Consider the following 19,360-nt stretch of genomic DNA (forward strand, 5'->3'; position numbering starts at 1 on the left):
TCAACTGGAAATGGATATTAGGCAATAGCTAGCAAGCGCGAGAGCCAGCCTTCCACCTGCGACGCACGGGCGCGATCTGCCAACAGTTCGACCTTGAACGCCGGGTAACCCTTGAGATTGGATGTCGTCATCGACCCGACGATGCCCACCAGCCCATCCAGCAGCCCCTGACGCGTTGTCTCGTCCTGGAATGCCGGACGTTGGTACAGCCAACGAAAAGTCAGCGACACCTGCCTGCCCTCCGCCCAAAGGTGGAGCGGATAGAAAGTCTTGCCTGAGGTGGGCCTGAACGCAGCGAATATCGATCCCTGCCGGGACGCGACGCCGGCTTCGCCGCCAAGCTTCTCCACCATCGCGATATAGGCACGAGCGCCCGCGAGCGCTTCTTCGCCCGCCGGCGCGATATGCTTCAACAGCCATTCCTCGCGCGAGATCGGCTCGGGCGACGAAGGCGCGCGCTTGATGGCCGCCGTCCGCTCGGTCTCGCCGATCACCCGGGGGCTGAGCGTGGTTTCGCCACCCTCGCCGGCGAACCAGCGGAGCTCGACTGCGCGAACATCGGCACGCATCTGGTCATTGAGGAACTCGACGACGCGCGCGAGTTCGCGCGGGATTTCATCGGCAACAAATACCAATTTGATCCGACCTGCCTTGAAGTTCGCGTCCACCTGATTCCAGAACGCACTGGTTTCCTGCTCGCCGACGAATTCTTCGAGAGTCGATTCGGGGTCCAGGCCGGCGTCCTCGGCCGTCGCCGTGAAACTGTCCGCGATACGCCCAGCCTGCCAGTAGGCAGTTGAGTTCGCTGCATAGTCCAGCATCTGACCGACAACCTCGCGCCGTAGGCGGCTGTCGGCAGCCCGCTTCAATTCGACCAGCACAGGCACAGCTTCGCGTGTGACGAACAGGTGATCGAGAGACCAGCGGCCGCCGCCATCTTCACTGTCAGCGATCGACTGCTCGCGGCGGATCAGAAGCAGATCGCCATCGCCATCAGATATGAGCTCGGGGTACCGGGCAACGAGCGTCTGCATTCGGTCCTCGCTCTCCGGCGCGGATGGCATCATCCGCCTCAGGCTGCCGTCCTTCTCGACCATATAGATATGATCTCGGCTCATCGCCCCCTCCCCGACCTGCTCTACCCCGCCGCGCGCAAGTCTCATGATCAGCGCAACGTTATCGGGAAAGGGGTCCGCCGACAAACCGCAGAGTTGCCTCGCCTACCAATGACGCAGTTTGCCGGACCCGGCGAAGAGCTGAACGGCGCATAGCGAAGCCGCGGAAGCTCACCGGGAATCAGAGCGTCAGGCCATATCGAGGGGAATAGCGGGGGAGGATAGTGGCGGAGAGGGTGGGATTCGAACCCACGGTACCCATAAGGTACAACGGTTTTCGAGACCGTCCCGTTCGACCACTCCGGCACCTCTCCGCGACCTGCGGCTTGTAGCCGAAGGTACCCCTTGGCCGCAAGCCCGGATTCGCCCGTTTGCTCCCGCTCGCGGGCCATGCTTTGGCGGTTGACAGCGTACCGCCCATGACTATAGTTCGGCGCTTCTGTTCGGGCGCTTCCCTCGAAGCGGCCCCGCAGGCCTGTCTTTTATACCGACACGAATAGGTCGACGATGTACGCAGTCATCCGGACCGGCGGCAAGCAATACCGGGTCGCCGAGAATGACGTGATCCGCGTGGAGCGCCTTACCGGCGATGCGGGCGAAGAAGTTTCGCTCGGAGACGTCCTGGCAATCGGCGGCGACGATGGCGCGCTGACGATCGGCAGCCCCACCGTTGGCGGTGCCTCGGTTTCGGCAACCGTGCTGGAGCAGGCCCGCGCCGACAAGATCACCGTCTTCAAGAAGAAGCGGCGGCAGAACTACCGTCGCAAGAAGGGCCACCGTCAGGACCTGACGGTGCTCCGGATCACCGGGATTTCGGCTGCCGGCCAGAAGGCGGCCAAGAAAGCCGCCAAGCCGAAAGCCGAGGCGAAGGCGGCACCGGCCGCGGAGCCCGCGGCCGAGTCCAAGGCGAGCGAGGAGTAACAAACCATGGCGCACAAGAAGGCAGGCGGCAGCTCCCGCAACGGTCGCGATTCGGCGGGCCGGCGGCTGGGCGTCAAGAAATACGGCGGCGAGGCCGTCATCCCCGGCAACATCATCATCCGCCAGCGCGGAACGAAGTGGCATCCGGGTGACAATGTCGGTCTCGGCAAGGATCACACCATTTTCGCACTGGTCCCCGGTCAGGTCGCCTTCCGCAAGTCGCGCGGCGGACGGACCTTTGTCTCGGTGGTGCCGGCAGCGTAACGCGGACCCCTATCCGGGCGACGGATCGAAGGGGAATGGGCAACCATTCCCCTTTTTTCGTGCCCCGGGGCGAGCGTCGGAACAGGCATCATGAAATTTCTCGATCAGGCCAAGATCTACATCTCCTCCGGCAACGGCGGGCCCGGCTCCATGAGCTTCCGGCGGGAGAAGTACATTCCGCGCGGCGGACCCGACGGCGGTGACGGCGGACGCGGCGGCGACGTCGTGGCCGAATGCGTCGACGGCCTGAATACACTGATCGACTTCCGCTATCGCCAGCATTTCCGCGCCAAGAGCGGCACGCATGGCATGGGCCGGAACCGCTCCGGCTCGAGCGCCGATACGCTCGTCATCCGCTGCCCGGTCGGCACCCAGATCCTCGACGAGGACGGTGAGAACGTTATCGCCGACCTGACCGAGCCGGGCCAGCGCATCCTGCTCGCCAAGGGCGGCGACGGCGGCTTCGGCAACGCTCATTTCAAGAGCTCGACCAACCAGGCCCCGCGGCGGGCCGATCCGGGCTGGCCGGGCGAGGAGCGCTGGGTCTGGCTGCGCCTCAAGCTGATCGCCGATGCCGGTCTCGTCGGCCTGCCGAATGCCGGCAAGTCGACGATGCTCGCGGCCTCCAGCCGGGCCAAGCCGAAGATCGCCGACTATCCCTTCACCACGCTGCATCCGCAACTCGGCGTGGTCGGTGTGGACGACCGCGAATTCGTGCTGGCCGACATCCCGGGGCTGATAGAGGGCGCGCACGAAGGGCACGGCCTCGGCGACCGCTTTCTCGGCCATGTCGAACGCTGTGGCGTTCTGCTGCATCTCGTCGATGCGACGGCGGAGGATGTCGCCGGATCGTACGAGACGATTCGCGGCGAACTCGAAGCCTATGGCCACGGCCTCGCGGAGAAGGCGGAAATCGTCGCGCTCAACAAGATCGACGCGCTGGACGACGAGGCGATCGCCGAGAAACGGGCGGAACTCGCGGCGGTGGCCGGACGCGAGCCGGCCCTGCTGTCTGCGGCGACCGGCAAGGGCGTTACCGAGATCCACCGGGCACTCCTGAAGATCATCGACGCCGCGCGCGGAACCGTTCCTGTGAACGAGGACAACGACATCGCCGACATTCCGGGCGCCCGTTTCGACGACGCACCCGGCGACGCCGACGACGCCGCCGCCGGACCGGAGGCGGAGGACTGGCGGCCATGAGCGGTCGGCTGGCCAAGGCCCGGCGAATCGTCATCAAGATCGGATCGGCCCTGCTAGTCGATTCCGGAAGCGGCCAGCTGCGCCGGAAGTGGCTTGGCGGCCTCGCCCAGGACATCGCCGCGCTCAAGGCCGACGGCAAGGAAGTGCTGATCGTCTCCTCCGGCGCGATCGCGCTCGGCCGGCGCACGATCGGCCGCACCGGCCCGCGCCTCAAGCTGGAAGAGAAACAGGCGGCGGCGGCAATCGGCCAGATCAAGCTCGCCCATGCCTACGAGGAAGCCCTGGCGGCGCACGACATCAACGTCGCCCAGGCCCTGCTGACACTTGGCGACACCGAGGAACGGCGGCGCTACCTGAATGCCCGCAGCACCTTCATGACGCTGCTTCGTTTCGGTGTCGTACCGGTTATAAACGAGAACGACACGGTGGCGACCAGCGAGATCCGCTACGGCGACAACGACCGGCTTGCCGCCCGCGTCGCGCAAATGGTGAGCGCCGACTGCCTGGTGCTGCTGTCCGACGTCGAGGGTCTTTTCGAGTCCGATCCGACCGTCGATCCGGACGCCCGTATCGTGCCGGAGATCCATGTGATCGATGCCGCCGTCATGGCCATGGCCGGGGTCGCCCGCTCGGACGCCGGGACCGGCGGCATGGTCACCAAGCTCAAGGCCGCCGAGATCGCCATCGACAACGGCTGCAACATGCTGATCGCCCAGGGCAACCGGGAACGGCCGCTGCGGGCGATCATCGAGGGCGCCCGCTGCAGCTGGTTCCTCGCCCACAAGTCGCCGCGCGCTGCCCGCAAGCAATGGATCGCCTCGGCCCTCAAGCCGGCCGGCGCGATCGTCATCGACGACGGCGCCGTGACCGCGCTGGCCAGCGGCAAGAGCCTTCTGCCCGCCGGCGTCGTCTCGGTCAGCGGCGATTTCCAGCGCGGCGATCCGGTCGCGGTGCTGACCCTCCAGGGACGGGAACTCGGGCGCGGCCTGTCCGCCTATTCGCGCGATGACGCGGCCCGAATCGCCGGCCACAAAAGCCGTGAAATCGAGACTTTGCTCGGCTACTCTGGCCGCACCGAGCTGATCCACCGCGATGATCTGGCCCTGGTATGACGGGAGTGAACAGGTGAACCCCGCGATCGCTGCAAGCCCGCTTCGGGACGACGATATCGACGCCCTAATGACCGGCATCGGGCGCGCCGCGCGCACCGCCGCGACCGCTCTCGGCCGCGCCGGCCGCGCCGAGAAGGACGCCGCCCTGCACGCCGCCGCCCGGTCGCTGCGGAATTCGGTACCGGCAATCCGCGCCGCCAACGAGATGGACATGTCGGCCGGCCGCGCGCGTCAACTCACGCCCGCGCTGCTCGACCGCCTGATGCTCGACGAGAAGCGCATCGAGGCGATGGCGAAAGGGCTCGAGGATATCGCGGCCCTGCCCGACCCGGTCGGCCGGATCCTGGCCGAATGGACACGACCGAACGGGCTCCGCATCGCCCGGAAATCGACCCCGCTCGGCGTCATCGGCATCATCTACGAGTCGCGCCCGAACGTGACCGCCGACGCGGGCGCCCTCTGCCTCAAGTCCGGCAACGCGGCGATCCTGCGCGGCGGCTCCGAAAGCTATCATTCGAGCCGGGCGATCTGGGACTGCCTTCAGGCCGGGCTCGAGGAGGCCGGGCTGCCGCGCGAGGCGATCCAGATGGTGCCGACGACCGATCGCGCGGCGGTCGGCAAGCTGCTCGCCATGACCGATTACGTCGACGTCATCGTGCCGCGCGGCGGCCGTTCGCTGATCGAACGCGTGCAGGCCGATGCCCGCGTGCCGGTCTTCGCCCATCTCGAGGGGCTGGTGCACATGTATCTGGATCGCGCCGCCGATCCGGCGATGGCGACCGAGCTTGTCGTCAATGCCAAGATGCGGCGGCCGGGGATCTGCGGCGCGCTCGAAACCCTGCTGGTCCATCGGGACTGCCTGACGACCATACTGCCCGGCATCCTCGAGAAACTGCTCGCGGCCGGCTGCGAGATCCGCGGCGATGATACCGTGCGGGCCCTCGACAACCGGGTCGTTCCGGCCACGGAATTAGACTGGCGCACCGAGTATCTGGACGCGATCCTGTCAGTCAAGGCGGTGGCGGACCTGGACGAGGCGACCGATTTCATCGAGGCGCACGGATCCCACCACACCGAATCGATCGTGACCGACGATCAGGTCGCCGCCGACGCCTTTCTCGATCGGGTCGACAGTGCCATCGTCATGCACAATGCCTCAACCCAGTTCGCCGACGGCGGCGAGTTCGGCATGGGCGCGGAGATCGGCATTTCGACAGGCCGGATGCACGCCCGCGGGCCGGTCGGGCTTGAACAGCTCACGAGCTTCAAATACGTCATCCGCGGCAGCGGCCAGGCACGCCCATCCTGATCGGCGGCCAACACGGGGCCTGGTGACCAATTTGCGTATCGGACTCCTCGGCGGCTCCTTCAATCCGGCCCATGACGGTCACAGGCTGATCTCGCTCATGGCGCTGCGGCGGCTCGGCCTGGACCAGGTCTGGTGGCTGGTTTCGCCGCAGAATCCGCTGAAACCGGTCGCCGGCATGGCGCCTTTCCGGACCCGCGTCGCCGGCGCCCGCCTCGTCGCCCGTCATCCCCGGATCAAGGTCAGCGACCTGGAAAGCCGGTTTCCGTCGCGCTACACGGCCGATGTCCTGCCGGCGATCGCGCGCAGCCATCGCCAGCATCGCTTCGTCTGGCTGATGGGCGCCGACAACCTGATCCAGATCCGCCACTGGCAGCGCTGGACCGAGATCTTCGAGGCCATGCCGATTGCCGTCTTCAACCGGCCGGGCTATGCCTACCGCGCGCTGGCCGGCCTCGCGGCGAAGCGTTTCGCCCGCGCCCGCCTGACGCCAAGCGGCTCGACCGCCGCCGCAAGGCGGCTGGTCAACTGCCGCCCGCCGGCCTGGCTGTTCCTGCCGGAACCACACTGCACGCTCTCGGCGACCGGCCTTCGCAACGGCGAAATCATGGCGGCAACAGCCACCGAACGGCCATCGAAGCGCGCACGGACGGTTGCGGCAAATGGCGCCAATCACCACGTGGCGCTTGATGAAGGGGCCGGTCTTCGCCATGTTGATTAGCAGACGGTCGATTATGACCTCATTGACAGGAGTGTACCCAATACCCACCGCGAACACGCAGCAAGCCACGGTCCGGGAACTTCACGGGCTGGTTCTGGCTTCTCTGGAGGACGACAAGGCAGAAGATGTCGTCTCCATCGATCTCTCGGGCAAGACGTCCTTTGCCGACTACATGGTCATTGCAAGCGGTCGTTCCAGCCGACAGGTAGGCGCCATCGCCGATCACCTGTCCCGCCGCGTCAAGGAAGCGGGCGCCGGCAAGCCGGTCCTCGAGGGCCAGTCGAACTGCGACTGGGTGCTCGTCGATCTGGGCGACGTGATCGTCCATATCTTCCGGCCCGAGGTCCGCAATTTCTATGCGCTGGAAAAGATGTGGGGCGCGGACCTGCCGGCCGAACAGGCGGCCGTCTGAGCCAGGCGCCTTTCGTTCGCCCGGTTACGATCGCCGCCGACAGGCTATGAAGCTGACCATCCTGAGCATCGGCCGGGCCCGCAAGGGTCCGGTGCCGGAACTCTTCGAAACCTATCGCCGTCGGCTGCCCTGGCCGATGGAGATACGCGAGTTCGAGGTGAAACGCGCCATGCCCGAGGCCCGGCGCGGCGAGGCCGAAGGCGCGCTGCTGCTCGATGCGGTTCCGGCCGGCGCCCATGTGGCGGCGCTCGACGGTCGCGGCACCGCCTACGAAAGCGAGGATTTCGCCCGCTGGATCCGCAAGGTCGAAACGGTCGAGCAACGGGATATCGCCTTCCTGATCGGCGGCGCGAGCGGGCATGGCGAGGCGCTGCGCGACCGCGCCGACAGCCTGCTCTCGCTCGGCCCGCCGACCTGGCCACATCTGCTGGTCCGCGTGCTGCTGGCGGAACAGATCTACCGGGCGAGCAGCATTCTCTCCGGTCATCCCTATCACAAGGGTGACTGACGCCACAAAAGCGCCAAACCTTGCACAAAAATTTACCGGCCTGGAGTATAACCGCGCCATGTCCGACAAGATTCACAGCCCCGCCACGCCCCATTCGCGACGACCCGTCGTGCTCTGCATCCTGGATGGCTGGGGTGCCCGCGAGGACAGCCCCGACAACGCCATCGCGATGGCCGCGACGCCGAACTGGGACAGGCTGATCGGCAACGCCCCGCACAGCCTGCTCGACACCTCCGGCGAGGCGGTCGGCCTGCCGGCCGGCCAGATGGGCAATTCCGAAGTCGGGCACATGAATATCGGCGGCGGCCGGGTGGTGATGCAGGACCTGCCGCGGATCGACAAGGCGGTCGCGGACGGCTCTCTCGCCGGCATGCCGGCGCTTCGGCAACTGATCGCGACATTGCGCGAAAGCGGCGGCGCCTGCCACATGATGGGCCTGGTCTCGCCGGGCGGCGTACATGCGCACCAGGATCACATGCTGGCCCTTGCCGGCTGCCTCGACGCGGCCGGAATCCCGGTCCGCATCCATGCCTTTCTCGACGGCCGCGACACGCCGCCCAGAAGCGCCATGGAATATCTGCAGCGGTTCGAGACCGGGCTCGCCGCCCTGAAGGATTCCAGGATCGCGACTGTCGCCGGACGCTACTATGCGATGGACCGTGACAAGCGCTGGGAACGCGTCTCGCGCGCCTACGAAACGATGGTCGATGCCGCGGGCGAACGCCAGGACAGCGCCGGCGCGATGATCGAGGCGTCCTATCGGGCGGACGTCGGCGACGAGTTCGTCGAGCCGGCGCCAATCGGCGACTATGCCGGCATGCGCGACGGCGACGGCCTCCTGATGGCGAATTTCCGCGCCGACCGGGCCCGCGAGATCCTCACCGCCCTGCTCGACCCCGCCTTCGACGGCTTCCGCCCGTCCCGCCGTGTCGCCTTTGCGGCAACCCTTGGGCTGGTTGCCTATTCGGATGCCCTCGATCCCTTCATCGCGCCGCTGTTCCCGTCGGTCGCCGTCGAGAATGCACTCGGCGAGGTGGTCTCCCGGGCCGGCCGACGCCAGCTTCGCATCGCCGAGACCGAGAAATATGCCCACGTCACCTTCTTCCTCAATGGTGGCGAGGAACGGGTCTTCGACGGCGAGGACCGGATACTGGTACCGAGCCCGAAGGTCGCGACATACGATCTGCAGCCGGAAATGTCGGCCCCGGAAGTCACCGACAGGCTGGTCGAGGCGATCGACAGCGGGCGTTATGACCTGATCGTCGTCAACTATGCCAATCCGGACATGGTCGGTCACACCGGCAAGCTCGACGCCGCCGTCCGGGCCGTCGAATGCATCGACGGCATTCTGGGCCGGTTGCACGACGCCGTCGCTCGCGCCGGCGGCGCGCTCCTGGTCACCGCCGACCACGGCAATATCGAGCAGATGAGCGCCGCGGAAGGTGGTGCGCCACATACCGCGCACACCACCAACCGCGTGCCTTTCGTGCTCGCCGACGCGGCCGGCGAAAGCTGGACGCTCGAAGACGGGCGGCTCGCCGACATCGCGCCCACCATTCTTGCCCTGATGGGCCTGAAGGCGCCGGCGGAGATGACAGGCCATTCCCTGGCGAGCCCCGCCGCGCGGCCGGCCCGGGCCGCCGAGCTCCGTCGCAACGCCGGTGCCTGAGCGCGGCGCTATCATCCTGCCGATGGCCCTGACCATCGGCCTCGTGATGGGCGTCGGTTCGCTGTTGACCGCAACTCCGGCGTTCGCCGATGCGACCGACGATCTCCGCCAGGTGCGCGAGGCGATCAGCGAGGGCGAGAGCCGGGATGCGGCACTGAAGGCGCGGGCCGAGGAGATCCGCCGCGAACTCGACGACCTGCGTCGCCAGTCGGTTGCCGCCGTGGCCAGCGCCCGGGAGGCCGATGCGCGGCTCGACCTGCTGGAACGCGAGCTGGAGGCGATCGCCAGCGTGGAGGCGGAAACGATCCGCGACCTCGGCGCCCGCGAACAGCAGGCGGCAAGCACCGTCGCGGCGATGATCCGGCTCCGCCGCAGGCCGCCCGAGAGCATGATCGCCCATCCGCAATCACTCGCCGACAGCTTCCGCTCGAGCCGCCTGATGGCAGCGATTTTCCCGGTGATACGCGACGACGCGACCGCCCTGTCCGAGCAGCTCGACAGCCTGCGGGAGCTTCGCGAGCAGCGCATCACCACGTTCGAGCGCCAGCGCGCGGCACGCGATGCGCTGGCCGCCGAACAGGCCCAGGTGAATCGCTTGGTGGCGCTCAAATCGGGCCTTGAGGCCGAACTCGCCCGCCAGCGCGGCGAAACCCGGGGCCGTCTTGCGAGCCTCGCCGAGAAGGCGGAGAACCTGCAGGACCTGATCGCCCGGCTCGAAGCCGAAGCGCGCGAGCGCGAAATCGCCCGCAAGAAGGCCGAGGCGCTTGCGATGGCGCGACAGGCGGCACGCCCGGTGCCGCGGACCGGGCCCGGGGACGACGCCGGCCAGGCCGCCCGGGATGAGGCGCCGCTCGCCCCGCGCGCCGCACGGCCCTTGCCCTCGGCGCCGCAGTCCGCCGCTTTCGCCACGGTCCGGGGCCGATTGCCGTTGCCGGTTCCGGGGCGGATCGTCCGGATGTTCGGCCGCCCGACGGTCGGCGGCGAAAGCCCGCTCGCCTCGGACAAGGGAATCGGCGTCGCTGCCCGCCCGTCGGCGATCGTCGCCGCGCCGTACGATGGCGAAATCGTGTTTGCCGGACCGTTCCGGAAATACGGGCTGCTCTTGATCATTGCCCACGGCGATGGATATCATAGCTTGATTGCAGGGATATCCCGCATAGACGGCACCGTCGGACAGCGGTTATTGGCAGGGGAGCCTGTGGCTCAGATGGCGTCCGACACGGCGACGCAGCCTATCCTGTATTTCGAATTGCGCCGTAATGGCGCCCCTATCAACCCGCTGCCCTGGTTGGCGGCAAGGGAAAATGAGGTCAGCGGCTGATGCGTAAATTCCTACTTGCCGGGACGGTCGCGACCGTCACCGTGGCCGTGGCAGGCGTAGCCTGGCTCGGCGCGCCGGAGAAGAGCGTCGCGGCCAGTTCCGAGACATATCGCCAGCTCAATCTGTTCGGTGACGTATTCGAGCGCATCCGCAAGGATTACGTGGAGGAAGTCGACGACTCCGCCCTGATCGAGGCGGCGATCAACGGCATGCTGTCCTCGCTGGACCCGCATTCGAGCTACCTCAACGCCAAGAACTACGACAACATGAAGGTGCAGACGCGCGGCACCTTCGGTGGGCTCGGGATCGAGGTCACGATGGAGAACGGCCTCGTCAAGGTGGTGACGCCGATCGACGATACCCCGGCGGCAATCGCCGGGGTCGAGCCGGGCGATCTCATTACCCATCTCGACGGCGAACCGGTGCTTGGCCTGACGCTCGGCGAGGCGGTCGAGAAGATGCGGGGGCCGATCGATTCTCCGATCCTCCTGACCATCGCCCGCAAGGGACAGGAGAAGCCGCTGGAGATCAAGGTCACGCGGGCCCTGATCACCGTCCAGTCGGTGCGCAGCCGGATGATCGACGACATCGTCTATGTCCGCGTCTCCAGCTTCTCGGAACAGACCGAGATCGGCATCAAGCGGGCGCTCGACAAGGCGCGCCAGTCGAGCAACCGGCTCCGCGGCCTGGTTCTCGATCTGCGCAACAACCCGGGCGGTCTGCTCGACCAGGCCGTCGCGGTCAGCGATCTCTTCCTCGAACGCGGCGAGATCGTCTCCACCCGAGGCCGGCGGCCAGACGATTCGCAACGCTACAATGCCCATGCGGGCGACGCCATGAACGCGCTCCCGATCATCGTCCTGATCAATGGCGGCTCGGCGAGTGCGTCGGAGATCGTCGCCGGCGCCCTGCAGGACCATGGCCGGGCCATCGTCATGGGGACCCAGAGCTTCGGCAAGGGTTCGGTTCAGACCATCGTTCCGCTGCAGGCGAACGGCGCCATGCGCCTGACCACGGCGCGTTACTACACGCCGTCGGGAACCTCGATCCAGGCCAAGGGCATTACTCCGGACATTGACGTCCAGCAGGCCCGTCTGGAAGTCATCGAGAATGGCAGCGCCCGCACCGAAGCCAGCCTGCGCAACCACCTGACGACGGGCAACGAGGAGGCAACTGACGATTCGGAAGACCCGAACGAGGCGAAGGCCGGCGGCGTCGAGGATTACCAGCTGCAGCGCGCCGTCGATCTTCTGAAGGGCATTTCGCTTTACGCGAAACGGGAAACGACGAACTAGTCCGGCTAGATCCGGTTGCATCGAACGCCCGGTGGCACGATCAGAAAAACGGTCAGTCGCTAGCAAGAACAGTCGGGAAGATCCGGTACAGGGTCGCTCGCTCGCGCTCCCGCTCGCTTTCCTCGCACTCGTCGTCGCACTCGGCGGGCTCGCCGGCTGGCTGACCGCCACCTATGATTCCGATGCGGAGGCGCTGAAGAGCGGCGAAGCCGCCATCGCCTCCATCGCCGTCCTCGAGGGCGCGACCGACGTGCCTGCCGAGGCGGCACCCGTTCCCGAACCCGATCCGGTATCCGGTTCGTCGCCCGCCGGACGCGGCGAGGAAGCGACCCAGCCTCCGCCGGGCGATCCCGACCGGCCAGCCGCCACCGAGATGCCGGCACCGGCGCCGCCGGCCGCAAGCCCCGGCCAGCCGCAGGAGGCAGCCGCCGATCACGGCCCGGAACGGACCGCCGGGCCCGCACCTGCCCCGGGGCCCGTCCAGACACCGGCGCCGACATCGCCAACGACACCGCCGCCGGCATTGCCAGCGACACCTGCCCCCGACCAGGTCGCGGCCCTGCCTCCGGAACAGACGGCGCCCAGCCGCGAGGTTCCGGCCGCTGCCGGCCCGCCGCCTTCGACGGCACCGAGCGCCGAGCGGGAAACGACGCTGGCCGCGCTCCCGCCGCAGAACAGTGTCACCGCGCGCCCGCCGCCACCTGACGATGTCGGGGCTCTCGGCGGGCCGGTTCCCGATCCGGAGCTCGTCTTCCATACCGACTTCGGGCCCCTGCCGATCATCGGCGCGGACGGCCGCCAGTCCTGGCAGGTCTACGCCCGGCCCTTCGAGGACCCGCATCAGCGACCGCGGATCGCCATCGTGGTGAGCGACATGGGGCTCAGCCAGAGCGCCACCAACACTGCCATCCAGCAGCTGCCGGGAACGATCACGCTCGCCTTCGCCCCGTTCGCGAAGAACCTGCAGGAATGGATCCTGGCAGCCCGTGCGGCCGGGCACGAAACACTGCTGCAGATTCCGATGGAGCCGTACGACTATCCCGACAACGATCCCGGGCCCTATACGCTGCTCACCAATCTCACCCCCGGCGACAATATCCAGCGGCTTGAGTATCTGCTCAGCCGGGCATCCGGCTATGCCGGCATCACCAGCTTCATGGGTGCCCGGTTCACCAGTTCGGAAGACGATATGCGACCGGTAATCAAGGCCCTGCACGATCGGGGCCTGATGCTGCTCGACAGCCGTGCCTCGCGGTTCAGCGTTGCCGGTCGGGTTGCCACCGAGATCGGCGCCCATCGCGCACTGAACAACCGCTTCATCGATTCGGAACCGAACCGAACGGCGATTGACGGGCGACTTCACGACCTGGAACGGATCGCGGCCGCCGAGGGCAGTGCGATCGGGATCGCGCTCGGCTACCCAGTAACGATCGAGCGACTGGCCGAATGGGCCGCCACGCTGAACGAGAAGGGGCTCGTGCTGGCGCCGGTTTCGGCGCTCGTCGACAGGCAGGAAGTCGAATAGGAACATGACCGGAAACAGCCATCCCGTGGACCTCAGTCACCTGCCGTATCGCCCTTGCGTCGCAGTCATGCTGCTCAACCAAGCCGGCCAGGTTTTCGTTGCCCAGCGGATCGACCAGACGGCCGAGGCCTGGCAGATGCCCCAGGGCGGTATCGACGCCGGCGAAACGCCCCGTCAGGCCCTCTTTCGTGAACTGGAAGAGGAAATCGGCACCTGCAACGCCGAGATCCTTGCCGAGAGCGCCGGCTGGTACGACTACGACCTGCCGGCGGAGATCGCGGCCAGGGTCTGGCAGGGACGCTACCGGGGGCAGCGCCAGAAATGGTTCGCCATGCGCTTTCTCGGCACCGATTCGGAGATCCGGCTGGATACGCCCCATCCGGAGTTTCGCGAATGGTGCTGGCTCGACATCGCCGAGGCCATTGATCGCGGCGTTTCGTTCAAGCGTGACATATATGCCCGGGTCGCGCAGGAGTTCCAACATCTGGTGCGAACGGAACCGGAACCCACCGCCATTTAGGCGTTACCCGCGACAATAGGTTACCGCTTGTTCGCGCATCGCGACGGCTGTCCGGGTCGTACGCGAGAGCCTTTGATTGCGCGCTACGCGGGAAATGGTTGTCTTGTCTTTATTTCTTAATTTAGTTTGTTAAGACTTTGTTAACCGTAACAAACTGCGCTGACGATTCTGGGCAGGAGTGGACGGTGCCAGGGGAGGGGAAGACCGCTGGCTTGGCATCGCGTCGGTCGGCACTCGCCGGACTTCGGGCGAGCACCTTAGGGGGCTTTCGAGTCATGAAGCACTATGAGGATCTCGTTGGCGGAAAGGGCCGCCAGATCTTTTATCGTGCCGAACGTTATCGGGCCGATGATCTACTGAAGGAACTCCCGGCGCTCGTCAGGGTCGACGACGACGCGTTCGCGATACACGACCTGTCGATGAGCGGCATCAGTTTCGTGACCCGCTCCGCCCAGGACTGGATCGATGGCATCGGTCGGCAGATCCCGCTCAACCTGATGCTGGGGGACGTTCCTGTTTTCGAGGGCCAGGGCAAGGTGTGCCGGGTCGAGCCGACCCAAGGCGGCAGCAAGGTCGCGTTACAGCTGACCAGCGGCTATCTCGACGTCCGTGACCTGATCGCGCGCCATGACGCGCTGTCCGTCGACCTGCATATCGGGCGCGGCATCGAGAACCAGATTCATCTGGTGCACCCCGAGTATCGCCGGATCTGCGCCGACGGGCTCTACGCGCTGCGCCAGTGCCGCGAGGTGCTGGACCGTTTCGATCGCCTGCACCAGGGAAACGAGCTTCGCGACAATGCCCGTCTGGACGACATCGCCCACCATTGCGAGACCCGGCTTTTCCCGGAATGGTGGGCGCTGAACCGTCAGGCCCAGGAGATTCTTCGCACGGTGCGCAATGATCCCGAACGGCTGCGCGCCACCAAGAGCTTTACCGAGCATGTCCTGACGCCGGAACTCAATCTCGGGGCAATCTGGAACCGTTCCTACACCAAGCCGCTCGGCTATCCGGGCGACTTCCAGGTCATGAACTACGTCTACAGCCGGCGGCCGGAAGGCGAAACGGCGACCGCCCGCCTCTATCACAAGCTCGGGCTCGAGATCGGCGAGTTCGTCGCCACGCGCATGATCATGATGCAGCGGACGATCGGTGCGGCGATTGCCCGGGGCCGGCCCGATGGCGGCCCGGTCCGCATTGCCAGCCTCGGCTGCGGCCCGGCCCAGGAGGCAGCCAATTACCTCCGTCTCAAGGAACTGCCGAATCCGGTCGACCTGACCCTGATCGACCAGGATCACGATGCGCTCGGCCATGCCTACGAGGCGATCTACCCGCAGGTCATGCGGCACGGCAATCGCGCCGCCGTGCATTGCCTGCATGCCTCCTTCAGCGAACTACTGACTGCCGGGCGGCTGTTTCGCAAGATCCCGCCGCAGGACCTGATCTACTCGGTCGGACTGGTCGACTATCTTAGCCAGAAGCGCGCCTGCAAGCTGGTCGCCGCGCTTTACGAGCATCTGACGCCCGGCGGCACGATCGTCATCGGCAACATGAAGGACGGCCCCGAGGCGGTCGAATGGCCGCTCGAATTCGTCGCCGACTGGAGCCTGATCTACCGGACCGAGGACGACATGCGAGACATGGCCCGCCTCGTCGAGCCGGCCGAGATCCGCGTAAAGGCCGATCCGACCGATAGGGTCTACATGCTCTACGTGACCAAGCCGGAATAGATCCCGCGGCTAGTTGCTGACGGCCGATGGGAGATCGATCTCGGCGTTCTGCGGACAGACGGTTCGATCTGCCGGGAAGCGGGCGACGACCGTCGTGCCAACCCCCAGCTCACTCTCTATCGTCAGGGAGCCTCCGTGCAACTCGAGGATGTTCTTGGTCAGCGGAAGGCCGAGGCCGGTTCCCTCATGGGCACGATTGAGAGCGCTTTCGACCTGAACGAAGGGCGCGATGACCTTCGGGATATCATCCTTGGCAATGCCGATGCCAGTGTCATTGAAGCAGAGATAGATCGCGCCGTCGCCGGACAGGCCCGCCTCGACGGTCACGACGCCGCCCCGCGGCGTGAACTTCACCGCGTTGGAAAGCAGGTTCAGGATGACCTGGGTCAGCAGGCGCCGATCGCAGCGCAACGCCGGCAGGTCGTTCGGAACCTCGAAAGCGACCCGAACCCCGCCCTGGGCGGCCTTGTCGCGGATGATCCGGAGTCCCTGGTTCAGCATGTCGCAGACGTCGATATCCTCTTCCTCGAGCGTCAGCTTCCCTGCTTCCGCCTTCGATAGGTCAAGGATGTCGTTGATGATGTCGAGCAGGTGGGTGCCGCTGACATGAACGTCGGTGGCATAGTCGCGATAGCGTGGCGCGCCGAGGGGGCCGAACAGCTCCTTCGACAGGATTTCCGAGAAGCCGATGATCGCGTTGAGCGGGGTACGCAGCTCATGGCTCATGACGGCGAGGAATTCCGACTTCGCGTGATTGGCCGCCTCGGCCTTCTCGCGAAGGTCTTCCGACCGCTTCTTTTCCTCGCTCAGCAGGGAATTGATGTAGAAGTCGCGGCGCAGTGCCAGTTCCTGGAAGTAGCTCGAATAGATGCCGAGCGCGAGTGTCGACAGGAGGAAGGCATTGTTGCTGAGCAGCGTCAGATGCGGGATCGGGTTGACGATGATCGCGCCGTACTCGTAACAGGCGACGAGCGTGATCGAGGTCGCCGCCGCGTGCCAGAAGCGGAGCGGCAACAGGTTGCAGCAGTAGATCAGGACCGGAATCAGCCCGGCGTAGTAGTAGGAGGCACCGATTTCGCCGGCCGCCATGGTCATGTAGACGATCGAGAAGCCGGTCGCGAACATGCAGATCGCCATGACCCACTGCGCCTGGCGGGCAAAGGCGCTGGAATAGGTCGCAAGCATCGAGATCATGAAGACCGGACAAACCACGCCGTATCGGCTGATCCAGGCGGCGGTCAGGATCTCGGGAACGACGAAGAGATCGAGGATGCCGAACATGGCGTAGATCAGCATCCCGACGAAGAGAGAGAGGCGGACCAGGAACATCGACTGGCGAATGTTTTGCGCCTCGAATCGCTCCTCAAGCTCGTGATCGTCGAACCGTAGCGTCCAGCGATTGATCGGCGGCGACTCCCCCCGCTCGATGCTCGCCGATGTTGGCGGATCGATCAGCATTCAGCCTTTCGCACCCTCTCCGCACCCGATCGGGCGCCATTCTCCCGGTGCCCTCGGTTTTCTGCGGAAATATTAGATTCAGACTGGTAAACAGGTGGTTAATTTTTGCTCTTGTTGCGTGTAACAGCGAGCCCCGCGATGACCAATACTGCTGTAATGATTCATGGCGCGTTCTGCGGCGCCTGGTGTCTTGCGGATTTTGCGGGAAACTTCAACCGACGTGGCTGGCGCTGCATCGTTCCGGACCTCCCCAAACACGGGGAAGGAACGGGAGAGGACGAGCTCGCCCGCCTGAGCCTGGCCGACTACCGACGCGCCATGATCGACCTCGTCGGCTCCCTCGACACACCGCCGGTCATCGTCGGTCATTCGATGGGCGGCCTGATCGCCCAGCAGGTCGCCGCCACGGTACCGGTCCGGGGGCTGGTGCTGCTCGCCCCCGCCTCCCCCTGGGGCGTGGCGCCCACCTCCGAGCACGAGATTGCCGCCGCCAAGGGACTTCTCACGGCCGGCGCGTTCTGGGAACGGGGCTTGAGTCCGGTATTCGAGATTGCCGCGGGCAATTCACTGGACCGGATCCCCGCGCATCGGCAACGGGAACTGTTTGATCGTTTCGGCCCGGAGTCCGGTCAGGCGCTTTTCGAGAGCATGTTGTGGCCACTCGATCTGGCGCGCGCCTCGGCACTTGACCCCGAGGCCGTCCGCTGCCCGACCCTATGGTTCGCCGGCGCGGACGACAAGGTCACGGCCGCCGCGACGATCCAGGCTTCTGCCGATCGTTACGAGCGCGACATACAGGTCAAAGTTCTGCCCGGGCACAGCCATTTCCTGATCGCGGAACCCGGATGGGAACGGATCGCCGACCAAGCCGAGAGATGGGCCGCGGCGCTGCCCTGATGCGGGCTGATCCGGTCAGGCTGCGATCCGGGCCTCGAGCCGCCGGTTCCGCCAGCAGACACCCTGCCAGACCAGCTTGGCAAGCAGCCGGCTGAGCCGCCCCTGCGGGGCGACGTCACAGGCCTTGAGGATCATGGCGACCGCGCGGGCGACATGCCCGTAACGATAGACCCGGCCGGAATAGAGCATGTGCAGGCGGGAATTGCGCTCGCGGTCGTAGGCCGCGTCGGCGTCATTGGCGCTGTAATAGGCATAGGCGATCTCGTCGTCGCCGCTTTCGCGCACGCGAGTAAAGGCAACCCACAACCGCCTGGCCAGGTTCAGCGGCTCGCGTTCACGATAGCGCTTGTAGAACCGGTAGAAGAGTTGGTAGTGGCGGAATTCATCGCCTGCAATGCGGTGGCACAGATCCTTCAGAACCGGCTCGTCTGTGGCATCGCGAATGGCGCTGTAGAAGGACGAGGTCCCGCATTCGACGACACAGCGCGCGATCAGTTCGGCCGACCGGCTGCCCCGGACCGACGTCTCGCTGTCGAGCGCGATCCTGAAACCGTCACGGAAACGGCGCAGACTGTCCTCGAAATTGAAGGATGGATCGGCAAGTTCGGCCCACCGGCCGAGCGCGCGGCCGTGCTGTTCCTCTTCCTCGCCCCAGTTTCGCGCCGCGTCACGAAACGCGACGTCGTCCCGGAAGACAGTGTCAAGATAGCGCACGTAATCGGACGAGTTGACCTCGACCAGGGCCGCTGCCTTGACGATCGACAGGACGTCATTGTCTATCTTGCCGGCATCGAACCGATCCCAGGGAATCGTCTCGAGTGTCCAGTGCTTATCCATAGCCTGTGTATACTATAAAGAAAAACGGCACGCATCATCTGCCGCGACACCCGAACAGGGCAGCGCGGCCAGGCGGCCCGGCACCGGCAGCAAGAAAAGCCGGCCCCGCTCCGGGACCGGGGTGATTCGCCTAGTGAACGCGTGTTTCGTAGATGAGTTCCAGCACGTCGACGCGCTCCTGGGCCTTGCGGACCAGTTCGTCCTCGCTCATGTCGGCGGCGGCGGCCTTAGCCTCCTTGATAAGGTCGAGCATGCGGTTCTCGTCGAGCTCACTGGCCGGGAAGGCCCGCTCGGCAAGGATCACCAGGCGATCGGCGACCACCTGGGCGAAACCGCCATCAACGAAGATCTCGGTCTCGACCCGGTCACCGGAATAGACCTCGATCACACCCGGCCGCAGGGTGGAGATCAGCGGCGCATGGCTCGGAAGCACCGCGAAATCGCCTTCAACGCCGGGGACGACGACCATGTCGTAATCCCCGGAGAGAAGAATCCGTTCCGGCGAAACGAGTTCGAAGGTCAGCCTGTCGGCCATTGCAAGCTCCT

At 65.9% G+C, this 19,360-nt stretch carries 19 protein-coding genes and 1 tRNA gene; 15 read left to right on the top strand and 5 right to left on the bottom strand.

Annotation, left to right across the window (positions count from 1 at the left end; all coding sequences use genetic code 11):
* Positions 1–17: 17 nt before the first annotated feature.
* A complete protein-coding gene (locus OCH7691_RS01045) occupies positions 18–1,118 on the bottom strand; it encodes a hypothetical protein (RefSeq protein ID WP_139839476.1) in 1,101 nt (366 codons plus the stop codon).
* Positions 1,119–1,340: 222 nt separating this feature from the next.
* A tRNA-Ser gene (locus OCH7691_RS01050) sits at positions 1,341–1,429 on the bottom strand.
* A 193-nt stretch (positions 1,430–1,622) separates the two neighbouring features.
* Here OCH7691_RS01050 and rplU point away from each other — a divergent pair.
* The 14 genes from rplU to OCH7691_RS01120 all read left to right on the top strand — a co-directional run bounded on the left by rplU (position 1,623) and on the right by OCH7691_RS01120 (position 15,622).
* The gene (gene rplU, locus OCH7691_RS01055; protein WP_085881576.1) at positions 1,623–2,036 is read left to right on the top strand and encodes a 50S ribosomal protein L21; all 414 of its coding nucleotides are present in this window, start codon (positions 1,623–1,625) and stop codon (positions 2,034–2,036) included.
* A 6-nt stretch (positions 2,037–2,042) separates the two neighbouring features.
* On the top strand, positions 2,043–2,300 hold the full coding sequence (rpmA, locus tag OCH7691_RS01060; RefSeq protein ID WP_085881577.1) for a 50S ribosomal protein L27: 258 nt from the start codon (positions 2,043–2,045) through the stop codon (positions 2,298–2,300).
* Between the two features lie 90 nt (positions 2,301–2,390).
* Positions 2,391–3,503, top strand: a complete 1,113-nt coding sequence (gene obgE / locus OCH7691_RS01065; RefSeq protein WP_085881578.1) for a GTPase ObgE — start codon at positions 2,391–2,393, stop codon at positions 3,501–3,503.
* Positions 3,500–4,615, top strand: a complete 1,116-nt coding sequence (proB, locus tag OCH7691_RS01070) for a glutamate 5-kinase (RefSeq protein ID WP_139839477.1) — start codon at positions 3,500–3,502, stop codon at positions 4,613–4,615. Before obgE ends, proB begins: the two co-directional genes overlap by 4 nt.
* Before the next feature lie 67 nt (positions 4,616–4,682).
* Positions 4,683–5,924, top strand: coding sequence for a glutamate-5-semialdehyde dehydrogenase (locus tag OCH7691_RS01075; protein ID WP_370853098.1), 1,242 nt, complete (start codon positions 4,683–4,685; stop codon positions 5,922–5,924).
* A gap of 22 nt (positions 5,925–5,946) precedes the next feature.
* Positions 5,947–6,642: a nicotinate-nucleotide adenylyltransferase gene (locus OCH7691_RS01080; protein WP_370853096.1), complete on the top strand. Its 696-nt coding sequence runs from the start codon at positions 5,947–5,949 to the stop codon at positions 6,640–6,642.
* Between the two features lie 13 nt (positions 6,643–6,655).
* Entirely contained in the window at positions 6,656–7,054 is a 399-nt protein-coding gene (gene rsfS / locus OCH7691_RS01085) for a ribosome silencing factor (protein WP_176245003.1), read from the top strand.
* Positions 7,055–7,100: 46 nt separating this feature from the next.
* Complete coding sequence (locus tag OCH7691_RS01090) at positions 7,101–7,562, top strand: 23S rRNA (pseudouridine(1915)-N(3))-methyltransferase RlmH (RefSeq protein WP_085881581.1); 462 nt, start codon at positions 7,101–7,103, stop codon at positions 7,560–7,562.
* Positions 7,563–7,620: 58 nt separating this feature from the next.
* Positions 7,621–9,231, top strand: coding sequence for a 2,3-bisphosphoglycerate-independent phosphoglycerate mutase (gene gpmI / locus OCH7691_RS01095; RefSeq protein ID WP_085881582.1), 1,611 nt, complete (start codon positions 7,621–7,623; stop codon positions 9,229–9,231).
* Positions 9,232–9,343: 112 nt separating this feature from the next.
* Positions 9,344–10,552 carry a murein hydrolase activator EnvC family protein gene (locus OCH7691_RS01100; protein WP_176244885.1) on the top strand — a complete coding sequence of 403 codons (1,209 nt, stop codon included), beginning with the start codon at positions 9,344–9,346 and terminating at the stop codon, positions 10,550–10,552.
* On the top strand, positions 10,552–11,847 hold the full coding sequence (locus OCH7691_RS01105; RefSeq protein WP_085881584.1) for a S41 family peptidase: 1,296 nt from the start codon (positions 10,552–10,554) through the stop codon (positions 11,845–11,847). The genes OCH7691_RS01100 and OCH7691_RS01105 overlap by 1 nt, the downstream gene beginning before the upstream one ends.
* Before the next feature lie 31 nt (positions 11,848–11,878).
* Positions 11,879–13,372, top strand: a complete 1,494-nt coding sequence (locus tag OCH7691_RS23710) for a divergent polysaccharide deacetylase family protein (RefSeq protein WP_085881585.1) — start codon at positions 11,879–11,881, stop codon at positions 13,370–13,372.
* 4 nt (positions 13,373–13,376) lie between these two features.
* Positions 13,377–13,892 (top strand): RNA pyrophosphohydrolase, encoded by a 516-nt coding sequence (locus tag OCH7691_RS01115; protein WP_085881586.1) that lies wholly within the window; start codon positions 13,377–13,379, stop codon positions 13,890–13,892.
* A gap of 275 nt (positions 13,893–14,167) precedes the next feature.
* Entirely contained in the window at positions 14,168–15,622 is a 1,455-nt protein-coding gene (locus tag OCH7691_RS01120; RefSeq protein ID WP_085881587.1) for a class I SAM-dependent methyltransferase, read from the top strand.
* 9 nt (positions 15,623–15,631) lie between these two features.
* Here the strand turns inward: OCH7691_RS01120 and OCH7691_RS01125 are convergent, their stop codons facing one another.
* The gene (locus OCH7691_RS01125; RefSeq protein ID WP_085881588.1) at positions 15,632–17,080 is read right to left on the bottom strand and encodes a sensor histidine kinase; all 1,449 of its coding nucleotides are present in this window, start codon (positions 17,078–17,080) and stop codon (positions 15,632–15,634) included.
* Positions 17,081–17,218: 138 nt separating this feature from the next.
* Between OCH7691_RS01125 and OCH7691_RS01130 the strand changes: the two genes are divergently transcribed.
* Positions 17,219–17,977 carry an alpha/beta hydrolase gene (locus OCH7691_RS01130; protein WP_085881589.1) on the top strand — a complete coding sequence of 253 codons (759 nt, stop codon included), beginning with the start codon at positions 17,219–17,221 and terminating at the stop codon, positions 17,975–17,977.
* 15 nt (positions 17,978–17,992) lie between these two features.
* On the opposite strand, the gene OCH7691_RS01135 is transcribed toward OCH7691_RS01130, so the two are convergent.
* Together OCH7691_RS01135 and atpC are read right to left on the bottom strand one after the other, a co-directional pair.
* Positions 17,993–18,814 carry a ferritin-like domain-containing protein gene (locus OCH7691_RS01135; RefSeq protein ID WP_085881590.1) on the bottom strand — a complete coding sequence of 274 codons (822 nt, stop codon included), beginning with the start codon at positions 18,812–18,814 and terminating at the stop codon, positions 17,993–17,995.
* 130 nt (positions 18,815–18,944) lie between these two features.
* Positions 18,945–19,349, bottom strand: coding sequence for an ATP synthase F1 subunit epsilon (gene atpC / locus OCH7691_RS01140; protein WP_085881591.1), 405 nt, complete (start codon positions 19,347–19,349; stop codon positions 18,945–18,947).
* Between the last annotated feature and the right edge of the window lie 11 nt (positions 19,350–19,360).

The sequence above is a fragment of the Oceanibacterium hippocampi genome (assembly GCF_900172325.1).
In the GTDB taxonomy this organism is placed as follows: Bacteria; Pseudomonadota; Alphaproteobacteria; order Sneathiellales; family Sneathiellaceae; genus Oceanibacterium; species Oceanibacterium hippocampi.